Here is a 15,509-nt window from a genome sequence, read left to right on the forward strand (position 1 = left end):
AAATATTGCTGGTCAATTGTCGTGGTAACCTGGCTTAGAAAATCCTGGGTAGAGGATTTGATGTCTTTTTGCCATACCACTTCCTGGGCAGATAGACCCAAAGCAGTACACAAAGTACATGCACCGAGATAAAGTTTTCTCATTTTAATGTTGTTTTCTGAGTTATAATTAGCTTATTAAAAAACTTCGCGAATTTAACACTTTTTAAGACACGATAATTAAATTAATGTGGTATGCTTTAAATCATACTATTAATAATTGAATACTGTTTAAAATGTATTAAAGTTCATTTTGTTTTGATGTAAAATTATTTACATTCAGCGACAGAACTCGGCGTAATTTTTTTAATAGAATGAATATAAATGGAAAAGCCCTGAAAATTATTTTCAGGGCTTCTGCGGGTTAAAAAGAATAGTTGTATTATTAGATTCTTTCGTTTTTGATCTCCTCCACAATTTCTGGATTTAATAGGGTAGTGATATCTCCAAAATTACTGAAGTCACCCTCTGCAATTTTTCTCAAAATCCTACGCATAATTTTTCCGGAACGGGTTTTTGGAAGTCCGGAAACGAACTGTATCTTATCAAGCTTGGCGATTGGCCCGATCTGATCTGAGATCAGCTGATTAATTTCCTTTTTCAGGTTTTCTTTGTCACGCCCTTCTCCGCTTTCTTTAAGCATTACATAACCATAGAGCGCATTTCCTTTGATATCGTGAGGATACCCTACAATAGCAGATTCCGCCACGGCAGGATGCTGATTGATACTGTCTTCAATAGGCGCAGTGCCCAAATTATGCCCTGAAACAATGATCACATCATCCACACGGCCTGTAATTCTGTAATACCCAACTTCGTCCCTCAAAGCTCCGTCCCCGGTAAAATATTTTCCTGGAAATGCTGTAAAATAGGTCTCTTTATACCTTTGGTGGTCGCCCCAGATGGTTCTCGCAATTCCGGGCCATGGAAAACGGATACAAAGATTTCCGGTTACCTGATTTCCTGTAATTTCATTTCGCTTATCATCCATCAGAACGGGTTGTATACCCGGCAATGGAAGTGTTGCATAAGTAGGTTTTGTAGGGGTTACAAAAGGAAGCGGCGAAATCATAATTCCCCCTGTTTCTGTCTGCCACCACGTATCTACAATAGGACATTTTTTCTTTCCTACATGATCATTGAACCAATGCCATGCTTCATCATTGATCGGTTCTCCTACGGAACCAATTACTTTCAGAGAGCTGAGATCATGTTTATCTACCCATTCCGCACTTTCCTTTGCCAAAGAACGGATCGCAGTAGGAGCGGTATAAAACTGGGTGATCTTATGTTTTTCAATCACTTCCCAGAAACGGTCAGGCTCCGGATACGTAGGTACCCCTTCGAAAATAACGGTTGTTGCACCATTCAGCAGAGGGCCGTACAGAATGTAGGAATGCCCCGTGATCCATCCGATATCTGCAGTACACCAATAAATGTCGTTTTCCTTATAATTAAAGACATTTTTAAAAGTATAGGCAGTGTATACCATATAGCCGGCACAGGTATGAAGCATTCCTTTAGGTTTTCCGGTAGATCCTGAAGTATATAAAATGAAAAGGGGATCTTCAGAATCCATAATTATGGTAACGAAATCCGGAGAGGCTTTTTCATAAAGATCAGCCATCCAGTGGTCTCTTCCTTCTTTCATCTTAATGTCGTTGTGGGTTCTTTTTACCACAAGAACGTTCTCTACGGTCGGCGTTTTTTCCAGAGCCTCATCCACAATGGTTTTCAGATCCAGGACTTTATTTCCTCTGTAGCTGCCATCCGATGTGATGACCATTTTTGCCTCACAGTCATTTACCCTTGAAGCGACTGCTGAAGCTGAAAATCCGGCAAAGATCACCGAATGCACAGCTCCCAGCTTTGCACAGGCAAGCATCGTAACCGCCAGCTCGGGTATCATGGGCAGATAAATGCAGACCCTGTCTCCCTTTTCAATCCCCATGTCGCGCAGAACATTGGCTGTTTTATTAACGCGGGTATAAAGTTCATTATAAGAAATATGCTGTGCTTCTTCCTTAGGATCATTGGGTTCCCAGATGATTGCTGTTTTTTCTCCTCTTATGGTAAGGTGCCTGTCGATACAGTTTTTGGTAATATTGAGTTTTGCATTTTTGAACCAGGTGATCTTCGCTTCATTCATGTCGTACTTAACAACCTTGCTCCATCTTTGGTACCACACAAAGTTTTGATCGGCTACCTTATCCCAGAATTTTTTAGGATTTTTGATAGACTTTTTATAATCTTCAAAATATTGTGGTAAATCTTCTATTAAGTAATTTCTCATATCCCTTTCGTTTTATTGATTGTATTATATTTTAAATTTAAGTTTAATTTCCTGTTTAGCCCCTATATTCCCTGATTTTTTCCTGAATTTCATCAATGATTTTTTCATCATCAATGGTCGACGGAATCTGAAAATCTTTTCCGTCCAGTAACGTTCTGATCAGCTTTCTTAAAATTTTCCCGGATCTTGTTTTCGGTAAGCGTTTGACAGTCATTACGTTTTTCAGGAAAGCTACCGCTCCTATTTTATTACGGACCATCTGAATGATATCTTTTTCAATCTCTTCTTCAGAAATGGTTGAGCCGTTCTTTAAAACAACTGCAGCAAAAGGAACCTGGCCTTTTAAATCATCATCAATTCCTACCACGGCGCATTCCGCAACATCGGGATGCGAAGAAACAATTTCCTCCATTTCCGAAGTGGAAAGTCTGTGTCCCGCAACGTTGATCACATCATCCACTCTTCCAGTAATGAAAATATAGCCGTCCTCATCCTGAATAGCACCGTCTCCGGAAAAATAATATCCTTTATACTGAGACAGGTAGCTGCTTTCAAAGCGTGCATAGTCTTTCCATATTCCGAGCATAGCTCCCGGTGGAAGAGGAAGCTTGATTACCAGATAACCCTCATGATGAGAATTAAGTTCCAGTCCGTTTTCGTCAAATATTTTAATATCATATCCCGGAACAGGCTTTCCTGCAGATGCTCTTTTAATCTGGTAGTTTTTGTCATGTGTCATCAGTCCGAGCATTGGCCAGCCGGATTCTGTCTGCCACCAGTGGTCTATCGCCGGAACTCCGATATGTTCTGCAAACCAGTCCAGCGTGGCTACATCACATCTTTCACCAGCCAGAAACTGTTTTTTGAAATGTGACAGATCGTATTGTTTTACCAGTTTTCCGTCAGGATCCTCTTTTTTTATTGCTCTTATAGCAGTAGGTGCCGTAAACATCACCGAAACTTTATATTCTGAAATGATTCTCCAGAAAGTACCGGCATCGGGAGTCATAATGGGTTTTCCTTCAAAAATTATCGTTGTGTTTCTGTTGATTAAGGGTCCGTACACAGAAAAGCTATGGCCAACAGCCCATCCGAAGTCTGAAGCAGCCCAATAGATTTCTCCAGGTTCTACAGCATACACGTAAGTCATTGAGAACTGCAGTGCGGTGGCATACCCTCCTGTATCCCGAACAATGCCCTTAGGTTTTCCTGTTGTGCCCGAGGTATAAAGCAGATAAAGGGGGTGGGTAGATTCCACAGAGATGCAGTCTGCGGGGGTAGATCTTTCTGTCAGCTCTTCATAATCAATCAGACCTTCGAACATTTCGTCCTGATTATCAACCAGTTTCCTGTTGTATACAATGATGTTATCTACTTTATCCTGTGCCAGTTCAATCGCTTTTTCTACCAGTGGGAGATAAGGAATTCTTTTGGCGATTTCAATACCGGCTGTTGCGGTGATTAATACTTTGGGTTTGCAGTCGTCAATTCTTACAACAAGTTCATGAGGGGCAAAACCGCCAAAAACCACATTGTGAATAACCCCGATTCTCGCACATGCCAGCATGGCAAAAAGCGTCTGCGGAATCATAGGCATGTAAATAACTGCTGTATCTCCTTTTTGTAATCCCAGAGAAACCAGTCCTCCTGCCAGTTTGGCAATTTCCTCTTTCGCCTGATGGAAAGTATAGGTTTTCTTCTGATGGGTTACAGGGGAATCATAGACAATTGCAATCTGATCTCCGAAACCGTCTTCAATGTGCTTGTCAATACACAGATAGCACATATTAAGTCTTCCGTCAGAAAACCATTGTGGGTAATCATTTTCATCCTTAGAAAGAATTTGCCGGGGGAAATCAAACCAATGTATTCGTCCAGCCTGTTCTTTCCAGAACTCTTCCTTGCTTTCTATGCTTTGTTTAAATAATGTATCTGTTTCCATATCAAGGTTAATCGTTGTATTTTAGGAGCTGGATGTCATTTTGAGCCGAAGGCGGGCAATCATTTAATGATCCAAGTTCCTTTCTAAATCTTACTGTTTTGATTGTACATGCTTAAAACATTTCCTCAATCTGCTGCATTAGTTTTTTGATAGAGTAGGGTTTGGTAACATAGGCATCTGCCCCCATTTCGAGTCCTTTTTCAATATCTCTGGGGTTATTTTTGGCACTGAGAAAGATTACTTTAGTGTCTTTTAGTGCTTCATTCTGCTTAATAAGGTCCAAAGTGCTGTATCCATCAAGATTAGGCATCATAATATCAAGGAGAATTACGTCAGGAACCATGGTTTTCAGAAATTCAAGAACCTCTGTTCCGTCACGGGCAATATAGACATCGTATCCGTTTTTCCTAAAACTGTATTCCAGTGACATTAATATTTTGTGCTCGTCATCTGCAATAATTATCTTTCTCATGAGATGGTTTTAATGGTGTTCAACTTCATTTCTATTCTCTTTTTTAGTTTTTCCGGGAATGCTAATGGTGAAAGTTACCCCCAGCCCGCTGTTTTCTGCTTTTATACTTCCTCCGTGTGCCTGTACAATTTTTTTGGAAATCGCCAGTCCCAGTCCGCTTCCGGTCGGTTTTAAAATATTTTGATTTTTGGACTGATAAAACTTGTCAAAAATCATTTCCAGATCCTCTTCCGGAATATGTTTACCGGTGTTGAAAATGGTGATGATCAGCTGTCCGTCTTTTTCAAATAACTTGGTCTGAATTGTTCCCTGTTCTTCTGTGAATTTCAGGGCATTTCCCCATATATTCTGAAAAAGCTGAATCATTCTTGCTTCATCATATTCAAATATAAACTGATTCAGGAGATTAACTTCACTTAAATGAATATTTTTCTGCTGTATCAGATGAAGCAGAGGACTTAATGCTTTTTTATAGGTCTCAACAATGGAATTTTCCTGAATGTTTAAAGAGATCTCACCATGCTGTAATTTGTCCAGATAAAGGATATCGTTGATGATCTCGCTCAACCTGTCAGATTCTGTAATGATATTGTTTAAAAATTCCTGCTTGATGTCAAAAGGAATATCATCGTCATCAGCCAGAATTTCTCCGGCAGAGCGGATGGCTGTGATGGGAGTTCTGAGCTCATGGGCAACAGAATCCAGAAAGTCGTCTTTTTGACGGTCTTTGACAATCAGACTTTCGTTAGCGGTTCTTAAATCATTGGAAAGTTTCTGCAATTCTTCAGACTGCTCTGTAAGTTTTTTATTTAAGCTGATATTTTCCTGTGATTCTTCAAGAATATTCAAAACTTCTTTTAACGATATTTTATCTTCTTTGGTAACGCCTTCAATCAGAATTTTTGCTGAAGCGGTTCCTATTCTTCCTGCTAAAAGGTTTTCTGAAAATTTAATAAATCGTGAATCTGCAGTTTCAGTTTTTGAATCAATATTATATTTCAAATTAAAAATTCTTAAGGCCTGCTCAGTTTTATTTTTGCCAAGAAAACGCTCCAGAATATTCTGTATGTCTGAAATATAAGCCGTTCCGCGCCAGATGAAAGCATTTTCATGATTTTGAATATATTTGTCAATGTCCACGTACAGTTCTGCGAAGTTTCTTTCGCGGTAATTCCCTTTTGAGCTTACGGAAACAATGGTAAACAGACTTGTATTGACGAGCATTGACCAGAAAAAAATCTGCGGAATTCTTCCCAGATAAGGGATCGTGAAAAATCCGAAAGCGTTATACATATCTCTCAACACTCCTTTAAACTCCTGATTGTAGGAAAAATAGTACTGCGGAATAATCAGCCCGAAATAGCAGATCACCAATCCGGCTATCAGTCCTGTAACAGCACCTTTATAGCTTCCTCTTCTCCAGAACAGGGCCCCGAAAAAAGCGGGTGCAAGCTGTGCAATCACTACAAATGAGATTAATCCTACAGAATCCAGCGAGGTTTTCAGGATAAAATATTTATAAAAGGCAAAAGCCATGATAATCAACGCAAAAATGCTGAACTTTCTGATATTGGTAATGCTTCTTGTATTTTTTTCTTCACTTTCTGACTTTAATTTTCCCAGCAATCCATAAGGTATAATAAGGTTGTTGGAAAGCATAATGGATAAAGTAATGGCAGAAATGATAATCATGGATATGCATGAGCTTAAGCCGCCAAGAAAAACAAGTACGGTTATTAGAGTATTATCAAAATGCTGCGGAATGAGGATGGAGTAGAATTCAGGATTTACTTTCTGCCCGTCAAAAATCAACCTTCCTCCCCAGGCAATCGGAAAAATAAAAATGGTAAAGATCAGAAGGTAAAGGGGGAAAAACCAGATTGCTGTTTTAATATGTTTCTCCTGTCTGTTTTCAACAATGGCTGTGTGAAACTGTCTCGGAAGAATGCAGATTGCCGTAGCGGAAATCATACATAAAACCATCCAGTTCATAGCCCCTTCAATCCCATTGAACGTGTTTTTTTCTTTAAAATCTTCGAATTTACTGGCTTTTTCATAAATATCTGAGAACCCGTCAAAGGCATAGTAAATCACAAAAAGGCCGAGGATAATAATAAAAAAAAGTTTTAAAAAGCTTTCGAGCGCAATGGCTGAGATAATGCCCAAGCGTTTTTCAGAAGCGTCCACATATCGTGTTCCGTAATAAGAGGAAAACAGAGCAATTAATACCACCACAAAAGTAGCATTATCGGTGAGAATATCATTGGACATTGGAGTTTCCGTTACCAGATGGAAGGTCTCAGAAATGGCTTTGATCTGCAGCCCGATATAAGGCACTATTGCTAAAAGGCACACCACTGTGATAATGGCGCTCAGGCTGCGGCTGTTGCCATACCTCAGAGAAATGAAATCGGCAAGGCTGCTTATTTTATTGACTCTTGAAATTCTTACAATCCTTGTATTGATATAGATCCATGCCGGAATAATCATAACAGGACCAATATAAATCGGAAGGTAATTCAGTCCGCTTGTCGCTGCCACACCAATACTTCCATAATACGTCCACGCAGTACAGTATACTGCAAGAGATAATGCATAAATGTAAGGATTGTTGATCCATAATTTACTTCTTTTCTTCTCAGCCAGATAAGCAACTAAAAAGAGAAGAGCCAGGTAAAACAGAACTACAAAAAATAATGCAAAACTACTCATCGTACCTTTTTACGATTACCAAAGAAATAATAATGGAGATCATCCAGACCGCAAACAGATAAATCAGGATCATAGGATAGCCCAAAACCTCTCTGTCACTGTTGAAAAGCAGTGAAATTGGAATGCTGAAAGCAATCATAAGCCCTACGCTCATTATGATAAGTTTTTGTTCGTGTCTTTTTTTCATAACTGTCTTATTTCTTTACAGAAACATATTGCTTCTTCACGTCCGATATAAATTCCGTAATTTTCAATAACCTTATATCCGTTTTTCAGATAAAACTTTACAGCATTGTCATTTTTTTTGCGGGTTTCCAGATAGATGTATTTATAGTTAAATTGTTTTGCAGCTGTTTCTAATGCTGAAAGAATTTTTCCGCCTAATCCCATATTTTTTTTCAGAGAAAACATGCGTTTAATTTCACATATTTCTGGCGAAAGGGGACGGAAACCTCCACATCCTATGGCTTTTTCATCATTTACAGCAATTAGGAACAAAGATTTCTCCTGGGTAAAATCATCAAGACTTGCACTTCTGCTTCCGCTCTCACCGGAGATGGTGGTAAGAGTAGTATTGAGTCTGTCGATCAGATCAATAACTTTTTTATCTTCAGAGGGACGGGGAACCGCTTTAATTGTGATATCCATTTTTTTTATTTGATAACAGATAATTGATGAGTGCTGCATTCATCAATTATCTGTTTTTTTGCTTCTAAATTTTATCGTCAGAATATTCTCCTTTTAAGGCATAATATCCGAAAATAGCCATGCCGCCGGAGATAATCGGCATCAGTACGAAGAGAATGATGATCCCGAAAACCAGATCTTCCTGTTTTCCGGAAGCTATTTTTGGGATTCCCAATACTGTAATTCCGAAATATCCTACAACCACCGCAATGGCAATCCAGACAATACCTAATATTTTTTTTAGTCCGTTCATTTTAGTTGTTTTTAAAATTAATAAAAATTTGAGTGATTCAGTACCTAATCGTGAAGATTATTGTTTTTATTCTTAAGATAAAACAATCCGATAATGAGACACACAGCCGCAACTCCAATCGGATACCAAAGTCCTTCAAGATACCACGTCGCATGCCCCGCTTCTTTTCCGGTGGTTACCAGATAAGTGGCTACTGCAGGAAGAAGCCCTCCGAATACTCCGTTTCCGATATGATAAGGCAGTGACATAGAGGTGTAGCGGATTCTCACCGGGAACATTTCTACAAGAAAAGCCGCGATAGGCCCGTAAACCATCGTTACAAAGATCACCTGAATAAAAACAAGGAAAATCAGGTACCATTTGGTGTTGTCACTCAGCTTTAAGCTTTGGGAAACTTTAGGTTCTTCTGCTTTTCCGTCTTTCATAACCACTCCTGCGGGAGACCAGTGGACAATACTGTCTTTTTTGATTAAAGTTCCATCTGTATAAAGCGTTTCTTTGTGAAAAGTGACCAGGCTGTCTGTTGCAATGTCATTATGGATTTTGGCAGTTCTTTTTTCTGTAATTCCATTCGCTGCTACCGTTTTGTTTTCTAAATTTACACTCTTGAACATACTGTCGTAAATAGGTCTGTAGGCTAAAATAGCAACCAGCATTCCCGTCATCATCACCGCTTTTCTTCCAATTTTATCAGACAGCCATCCGAAAAATACAAAGAAAGGAGTCCCCAGAAATAAAGCGGTAGCCATTAGTGAATCTACCTGTGCGGATTCTACATTCATTACCTTCTGAAGGAAACTCATTGCATAAAACTGACCGGTATACCAAATTACCCCTTGTCCCATTGCTGCTCCGAATAAAGCCAGCAAGACAAACTTGAAGTTGTACTTATTTCCAAAACTCTCTTTTAAAGGATTTTTAGATGTTTTACCTTCACTCTTAGCTTTCGCAAAAAGAGGAGATTCTTTCATGTTCTTTCTGATAATGTAAGATACTGCCACCATCAGAATAGAAATCCAGAAAGGAACCCTCCATCCCCAGGTGTCAAACTCTTCTGCAGAAAGGGTAGTTTTGGTAATTAAAATTACGATTAATGAAATGAAAAGCCCGGCTGTTGCGGTCGTCTGGATCCATGAAGTCCAGTATCCGCGGCGGTGGGGCTGCGCATATTCCGCTACATACGTGGCAGCACCTCCATATTCGCCTCCCAGAGCAAGCCCCTGAAGCAACCTTAAAATTAAAACCAACACCGGAGCCATAAAACCAATGGTTTCATAACTTGGAATACATCCGATCAGGAAAGTGGAAAATCCCATGATCAGTAACGTAACAAGAAAAGTATATTTTCTCCCGATAAGGTCGCCCAGTCTTCCAAAAAATAACGCCCCGAAAGGCCTTACCACAAATCCGGCAGCAAAAGTGGCCAGCGTAGATAAAAATGCGGCAGTAGGATTATCCGCAGGGAAAAATTTGGTTGCTAAAACAACGGCCAGACTTCCAAAAATATAGAAGTCATACCATTCTATCAGTGTTCCGAGGGATGAGGCTGTGATCACGCTCCAGATGGTGCGGTTTTTCTGCCTGTCGGTCATATTTTCGTAGCTTTCGTGATGATTTTCGCTCATATTGATTAGTTTTTGATGTTAGTGGAATAGGATTTTATTTTTGAAATTTTTTTTGAACCATTAAGGGCTTTTAATGAATAAGGAAAATAAGACATATTCAGTTTATAATTAAGTTCAATGCTTTGGCAACGATTAATTTTTATCCTTTTTAATGATGTACATTTTACAGGTAGATTTGAAACTGTACAATAAACTCGCCTTTGGAAGAAGGACTTTCTGTAGGATTTGTGTAAACCGGTCTTGTTGAATACTGTGTTGTTATTTTCGCATGATGCCCGTCTATGAACCAATTGGCTCCCACATCAAACTGAGAGGAAGATTTATCAAATGCTTCAAAGCTTTTGTGAGTATAGGCCGCAAATGGCTGTATTCTGATTTTTGGCTTTTCTGCCTGGCTGGGTAGCAGTAAACCAGCCTGTGCGTAGATAATATTACCTGTTCCGATGGTCGGCTGCAGATTTCCTGGTCCCGCGATGGCTTTATTGCCGATAAAGTTAGGATCAGATGCTCCTATATTCATAGTTCCCAGATTTCTTACATAGTTGGGTCCGAAATTGTAGTTGTAATAGCCGGCATAGGCAGAAACCGCCATTTTGTTTTTGGCTTCACCCAAAGGAATATCAGCGAAAGCATCCACCGCAAAAAGGGTAATGTCGTGCTTTTCAATATTTGAATTCACTGATGTTCTTGTTCCGTCTGCCTGGTGATAAAAACCGGCACCTACATTGAAAACCTTTTTTGTGCCGAGATAAGATCCCACTTTGAAAGGGAGCGTGTTTGATTCTTCATCCAGAAACTGATATTCAACATATCCCGCTTTTGAAAAACTCGGATTGCCGTTGTTGTCTACCGCTACTGCTTTAGAAGGATCTGTTACGTTTACAGGGATAAGATCGGTTGCAAAAGGCTTATTCAAGCTGAAGCGATATTCCAGTTTGCCGTATTTTCCTTTAGCAAACATGCCCAGCTGTCTGGCAAACTGATCAGAGTTGTCAATCAGCGGCCATGAGAAAACCGGAGAATCTAAGGTGAGAAAATTAAGCGTGGAAGCCATAGTCATCCGGGAAAGTCCCATATAGTAATGAAGCCCCGCTCCCAAAGTTAAACTGAATTTTCCCGCTTCTCCAGGTAAAATCACTGCATATTCGTTCCAGGCATCATGAAAAAATAACTGTGTTTTCTTTCCGTTTCCGTAACCTCCTGTTCCTGAGGTGCCTGAGGCGCCGCCATTGATGAAAGTCTGATTATTGATTCCAAAATGGAGCAGGATCATGTATCTTTTGGAGATTTGTGCATAGGTTAAAGCGCGTAACCTTCTGTTTCCCAGGCTCCATGAATTGTCGGCAGGTTCGCCTCCAACCATTGTTCCGGGGTTCATAGAAGTGTTTCTTAACCAAAACTGGTCCCATAAAATAAATCTGACAAATTTATCACCATTTTGGTTGAGGTTAATTTTTAAGCCATTGCCATAATCAGGAGAACCCTGTGAGTACATAGAACTGCTGATTAAAGCTAATCCAATGAATGTAAGTAATTTCTTCATAAATTATCAATTTTTGGCGTTGTTTTTTGTGAATGCCAAATTGTAATTAATAATTTATTTATGAAAATTTAATATATATTATTGGTAATGGTATAGTTATGGTTTGTGAATTCTGTATTCGGGATCCGGGATGGAGCGTTTCCGATCCGTATTGCGACGTATGCGTACAGGATTCACTGGTTGGGAATCGGGAAGTGCTTGTTTCATAATAGATATTTTTTGCAGTAACCCGTATTAATATCCTACAACCTTCACCTCGCATCCTACGCGCTGTAATTGGCTTCTCATACCCGGAAACCGCTCTACTTTTTAAATCTTTCCCACTTGATCAGCATGTACTTATCTGCAAATTGTGTGATGATAATCCCTGAATTTTTAATATTCTCCTCCTGTGCAATATATTCAATCAGCTCGCTTTGCTTTAATATCTTATAAACAGGATGGAATTCGGAATGAGGCGGCCTCGTGATGTTGTATTTTTTGATCCAGGAGCTTACAGTAACATGTGATACACCTATAATTCTTTCAATTTCACGGTAGCTTAACCCTTCCAGATAGAGTTGAAGAGCTTTGGTGACATAATAGTCATCAATCTGTTTTCCGAGTTTTTTAACGGTAAAATAATAGTTGCACTCTTTACAGTGGAAGCGTTGTTTCTCATTGATAATACCGCTCTTTACCACTTTGTTACTCTTGCATTTAGGACATGTATTTTCCATAACTATATTATTTTAGCAAATATATAATAAATTAGCAAATGTATATTTTCCCGTAAAGATAATTTTACCTGTCTAAAATTTTAAAACAAAAAAAATATCTTTTTTATTTGGATTTAAAAGAAATTATATTTTAAATTTGCCAAAAAATTTAGATAAATACATGGAAATAGAAATTTCCTCATGCGAACATCTAATGTATGTGAGTGAAATACAGCAGGAAATGTACGATTCTGCACAGCGCAGAGGAACGGGTATCGCAAAACGTTCCATAGAATATTTGAGTAAGAAGATTTCAGAAGGCAATGCTGTGGTTGCCACTGAAAACGGCGAGTGGGTAGGTTTCTGCTATATAGAGACCTGGTCACATGGGAAATTTGTGGCCAATTCGGGACTGATTGTGTCACCGAAATTCAGGAATGGAGGAGTAGCGACTCAGATAAAGCAGAAAGTTTTCCAGTTATCTAGAGATAAATATCCCGATGCAAAAGTATTTGGGCTGACGACAGGTTTGGCAGTAATGAAAATCAATAGTGATTTAGGATATAAACCGGTCATCTATTCTGAACTGACTCAGGATGAAGAATTCTGGAACGGTTGTAAAAACTGTGTGAACTATGAGATTTTAATGATGAAGGAACGCAAAAACTGCCTGTGTACAGCCATGCTGTTTGTTCCTGAAAATGATAAAAAAAAAGATGAGGCAGAGCATAAACTGCCTGAAAATAAATATAATGAAGCGGACCAAAATGATTTTGAACATTCTGTGCAGAAATCCATTGGTGAATTTCATTTGACAATTAACAATAATAAAAGAAGTCCAGATGAAAAAGAAAGTCATCTTAGCGTTTAGCGGAGGTTTAGATACTTCCTACTGTGCTAAATATCTTAGTGAAACACTGGGGTATGAAGTGTATGCAGTTACTGTAAATACCGGAGGTTTTTCAAAAGAAGAAGAAAAGGAAGTGGAAAGAAAAGCTTTAAACCTTGGGGTGAAAGAATACAGGTGCGTAGATGCTCAGGAAGACTATTATAATTCATGTGTGAAGTATCTGATTTTCGGGAATGTGCTGAAAAATAATACCTATCCTCTTTCTGTAAGTGCTGAACGTACTATTCAGGCGCAGGAAATTGCAAAATATGCTATTGAAGTAAAAGCAGATGCTATTGCTCACGGAAGTACGGGAGCAGGGAACGATCAGGTTCGTTTTGATTTGATTTTTCAGGTGATGTGTCCAAATATTGAAATCATTACCCCAATCCGTGATATGGCTTTGTCCCGTGAAGAAGAAATTGAGTTTTTGAAAGAACACGGTTATGAAATGGAATTTCAAAAAGCTCAATATTCCGTCAATAAAGGACTTTGGGGAACTTCAGTAGGAGGAAAAGAAACATTGACATCAAGAAACTATCTTCCCGAAGAAGCTTTTCCGTCTCAAATTAAAGAAACTCAGCCTTCAGAACTGGAGATCGGGTTTAAGAACGGAGAAGTAATATCTGTGAATGGAGAAAGTTTTGAGCATTCTGTATATGCTATTCAAAAAATAGAAGAATTAGCCTCAGCATATGGGATCGGTCGTGATATTCATGTAGGAGATACTATTGTCGGGATTAAAGGAAGAGTAGGATTTGAAGCAGCAGCCGCATCAGTGATCATCAAAGCGCATCATTTACTGGAAAAGCATACCCTTTCAAAATATCAGCAAATGATGAAGTCGCAATTATCCGACTGGTATGGAAACTGGCTTCACGAAGCGCTTTTCTTAGATCCTGTGATGAGAAATATTGAATCTTTCCTTACGGATTCTCAGAAAACAGTGAGCGGAAAAGTATTTGTAACCCTTCATCCATACAGATTTATTCTGAATGGAATTGAATCTGCTCATGATCTGATGTCTGATCAATTCGGAAGCTACGGAGAAGCCAATAGAGCCTGGACAGGCGATGATGTGAAAGGGTACACTAAGATTGTAAGTAATTCTTTAAATATATACCACCAGATTAACCAAAATATCAACTAGTTCCGAAAGGACGATGTAATGAAAGACAGAACAAAATGCTGTCAGAATCAAAATGAAGAAAACAGTAGGAATTATTGGTGCCAACGGTTATACAGGAAGTGAGCTGATACGCTTACTGGCCTTTCATCCTCATGTGACATTGAGTTTTTTATATAGTCGTTCGAATTCGGGGACAAGAATTTCGGATCTGTACCCGGATTTAACGACAGTTTGTGAAATGGTTTTGACGGATAAATCTGAAGACGTGGATATTCTTTTTCTGTGCCTTCCCCATAAAGAAAGTCAAAACTGGTTAACTCAGAATCCAGTTAAAAAGGAAACGTTGGTGATTGATCTCGGAAACGATTTCCGTCTGGAAGGAAATTTCGAAAACAGAGATTTTATCTATGGATTGCCGGAAATCAATAAAAAACAGCTTGCGGGAGCAAAAAGTATTGCCAACCCTGGATGTTTTGCTACGGCAATTCAACTGGCTTTATTGCCATTTGCGGAAAAAGGAGCATTAAATGAAGTTTTTACTACAGGGATTACAGGTTCTACAGGAGCCGGACAGTCTTTGCAGGCAACCACTCATTTTACCTGGAGAAATGATAATGTTTCAGCGTATAAAACATTAACTCATCAGCATGTCGATGAGATTTTGAAACAGCTGATTTCATTCAATAATAAAGAAGTAAACCTGAATTTTGTTCCATGGAGAGGAGATTTTGCGAGAGGAATTTTTACAAGTTCCACCATGAAGACGGATTTGACGTTGGAGGAAATAGAACAATTATATCAGGATTTTTATGCAGAGGAGCCTTTTGTTACGGTCAGTAGCAGGGCAGTTGATTTAAAGCAGGTTGTCAATACCAATCGCTGTGTGATTCAGATCGAAAAGAGTGGAAATGTTGTCGTTATTCACTCAGCGATTGACAATTTGTTGAAAGGAGCTTCGGGACAGGCTGTTCAGAATATGAATCTCGCCATGAACTGGGAGGAAAATGCAGGATTAAATCTGAAACCGATAGCATTTTAAATTGACGGTAAGTAATTAAGAATTTTAACAAAAAGTAAATCCGACTTAGGAAAATGGAGCGTTAAGAAAATTAATTCTATGAACGTTAAGAAAATTCTACTGTTCGAAGTGCGAGGAAAATAGAGAACCGAAGAACCAATTCGGATTTCGCACAAGTTTTAGAATTTTTAGTGAATAGAACTAATTTTT

General features: G+C 38.9%; 13 protein-coding genes. 3 read left to right on the plus strand and 10 right to left on the minus strand.

Going from position 1 to position 15,509, the window contains the following annotated elements:
- Positions 1 to 423 precede the first annotated feature (423 nt).
- The 10 genes from acs to BLW74_RS21110 all read right to left on the minus strand — a co-directional run bounded on the left by acs (position 424) and on the right by BLW74_RS21110 (position 12,284).
- A complete protein-coding gene (gene acs / locus BLW74_RS21065) occupies positions 424 to 2,331 on the minus strand; it encodes an acetate--CoA ligase (RefSeq protein WP_089696529.1) in 1,908 nt (635 codons plus the stop codon).
- Between the two features lie 55 nt (positions 2,332 to 2,386).
- Positions 2,387 to 4,273, minus strand: coding sequence for an AMP-binding protein (locus BLW74_RS21070; RefSeq protein WP_089696532.1), 1,887 nt, complete (start codon positions 4,271 to 4,273; stop codon positions 2,387 to 2,389).
- Positions 4,274 to 4,385: 112 nt separating this feature from the next.
- Positions 4,386 to 4,745 (minus strand): response regulator transcription factor, encoded by a 360-nt coding sequence (locus tag BLW74_RS21075; RefSeq protein WP_089696536.1) that lies wholly within the window; start codon positions 4,743 to 4,745, stop codon positions 4,386 to 4,388.
- A 9-nt stretch (positions 4,746 to 4,754) separates the two neighbouring features.
- Positions 4,755 to 7,457, minus strand: a complete 2,703-nt coding sequence (locus tag BLW74_RS21080; protein ID WP_089696539.1) for an ATP-binding protein — start codon at positions 7,455 to 7,457, stop codon at positions 4,755 to 4,757.
- Complete coding sequence (locus BLW74_RS21085; protein ID WP_089696542.1) at positions 7,450 to 7,644, minus strand: hypothetical protein; 195 nt, start codon at positions 7,642 to 7,644, stop codon at positions 7,450 to 7,452. Before BLW74_RS21085 ends, BLW74_RS21080 begins: the two co-directional genes overlap by 8 nt.
- On the minus strand, positions 7,641 to 8,105 hold the full coding sequence (locus BLW74_RS21090; protein WP_089696545.1) for a GNAT family N-acetyltransferase: 465 nt from the start codon (positions 8,103 to 8,105) through the stop codon (positions 7,641 to 7,643). The genes BLW74_RS21085 and BLW74_RS21090 overlap by 4 nt, the downstream gene beginning before the upstream one ends.
- 64 nt (positions 8,106 to 8,169) lie before the next feature.
- Positions 8,170 to 8,397, minus strand: coding sequence for a DUF6814 family protein (locus BLW74_RS21095; RefSeq protein ID WP_089696548.1), 228 nt, complete (start codon positions 8,395 to 8,397; stop codon positions 8,170 to 8,172).
- Between the two features lie 44 nt (positions 8,398 to 8,441).
- Entirely contained in the window at positions 8,442 to 10,022 is a 1,581-nt protein-coding gene (locus tag BLW74_RS21100; protein ID WP_089696553.1) for an MFS transporter, read from the minus strand.
- A gap of 163 nt (positions 10,023 to 10,185) precedes the next feature.
- On the minus strand, positions 10,186 to 11,565 hold the full coding sequence (locus tag BLW74_RS21105; RefSeq protein ID WP_089696556.1) for a porin: 1,380 nt from the start codon (positions 11,563 to 11,565) through the stop codon (positions 10,186 to 10,188).
- A gap of 302 nt (positions 11,566 to 11,867) precedes the next feature.
- Positions 11,868 to 12,284 (minus strand): IS1/IS1595 family N-terminal zinc-binding domain-containing protein, encoded by a 417-nt coding sequence (locus tag BLW74_RS21110; protein ID WP_089696558.1) that lies wholly within the window; start codon positions 12,282 to 12,284, stop codon positions 11,868 to 11,870.
- Between the two features lie 160 nt (positions 12,285 to 12,444).
- On the opposite strand from BLW74_RS21110, the gene BLW74_RS21115 reads away from it, so the two are divergent.
- From BLW74_RS21115 to argC, 3 genes are read left to right on the plus strand one after another with little or no spacing between them, the layout of a single operon-like run.
- Positions 12,445 to 13,134, plus strand: coding sequence for a GNAT family N-acetyltransferase (locus tag BLW74_RS21115; protein WP_089696562.1), 690 nt, complete (start codon positions 12,445 to 12,447; stop codon positions 13,132 to 13,134).
- Positions 13,106 to 14,302 carry an argininosuccinate synthase gene (locus BLW74_RS21120; RefSeq protein ID WP_089696565.1) on the plus strand — a complete coding sequence of 399 codons (1,197 nt, stop codon included), beginning with the start codon at positions 13,106 to 13,108 and terminating at the stop codon, positions 14,300 to 14,302. The genes BLW74_RS21115 and BLW74_RS21120 overlap by 29 nt, the downstream gene beginning before the upstream one ends.
- Positions 14,303 to 14,354: 52 nt before the next feature.
- Positions 14,355 to 15,320, plus strand: coding sequence for an N-acetyl-gamma-glutamyl-phosphate reductase (gene argC / locus BLW74_RS21125; RefSeq protein WP_089696568.1), 966 nt, complete (start codon positions 14,355 to 14,357; stop codon positions 15,318 to 15,320).
- Positions 15,321 to 15,509 lie beyond the last annotated feature (189 nt).

This window comes from Chryseobacterium culicis (assembly GCF_900108365.1).
GTDB lineage: Bacteria > Bacteroidota > Bacteroidia > Flavobacteriales > Weeksellaceae > Chryseobacterium > Chryseobacterium culicis.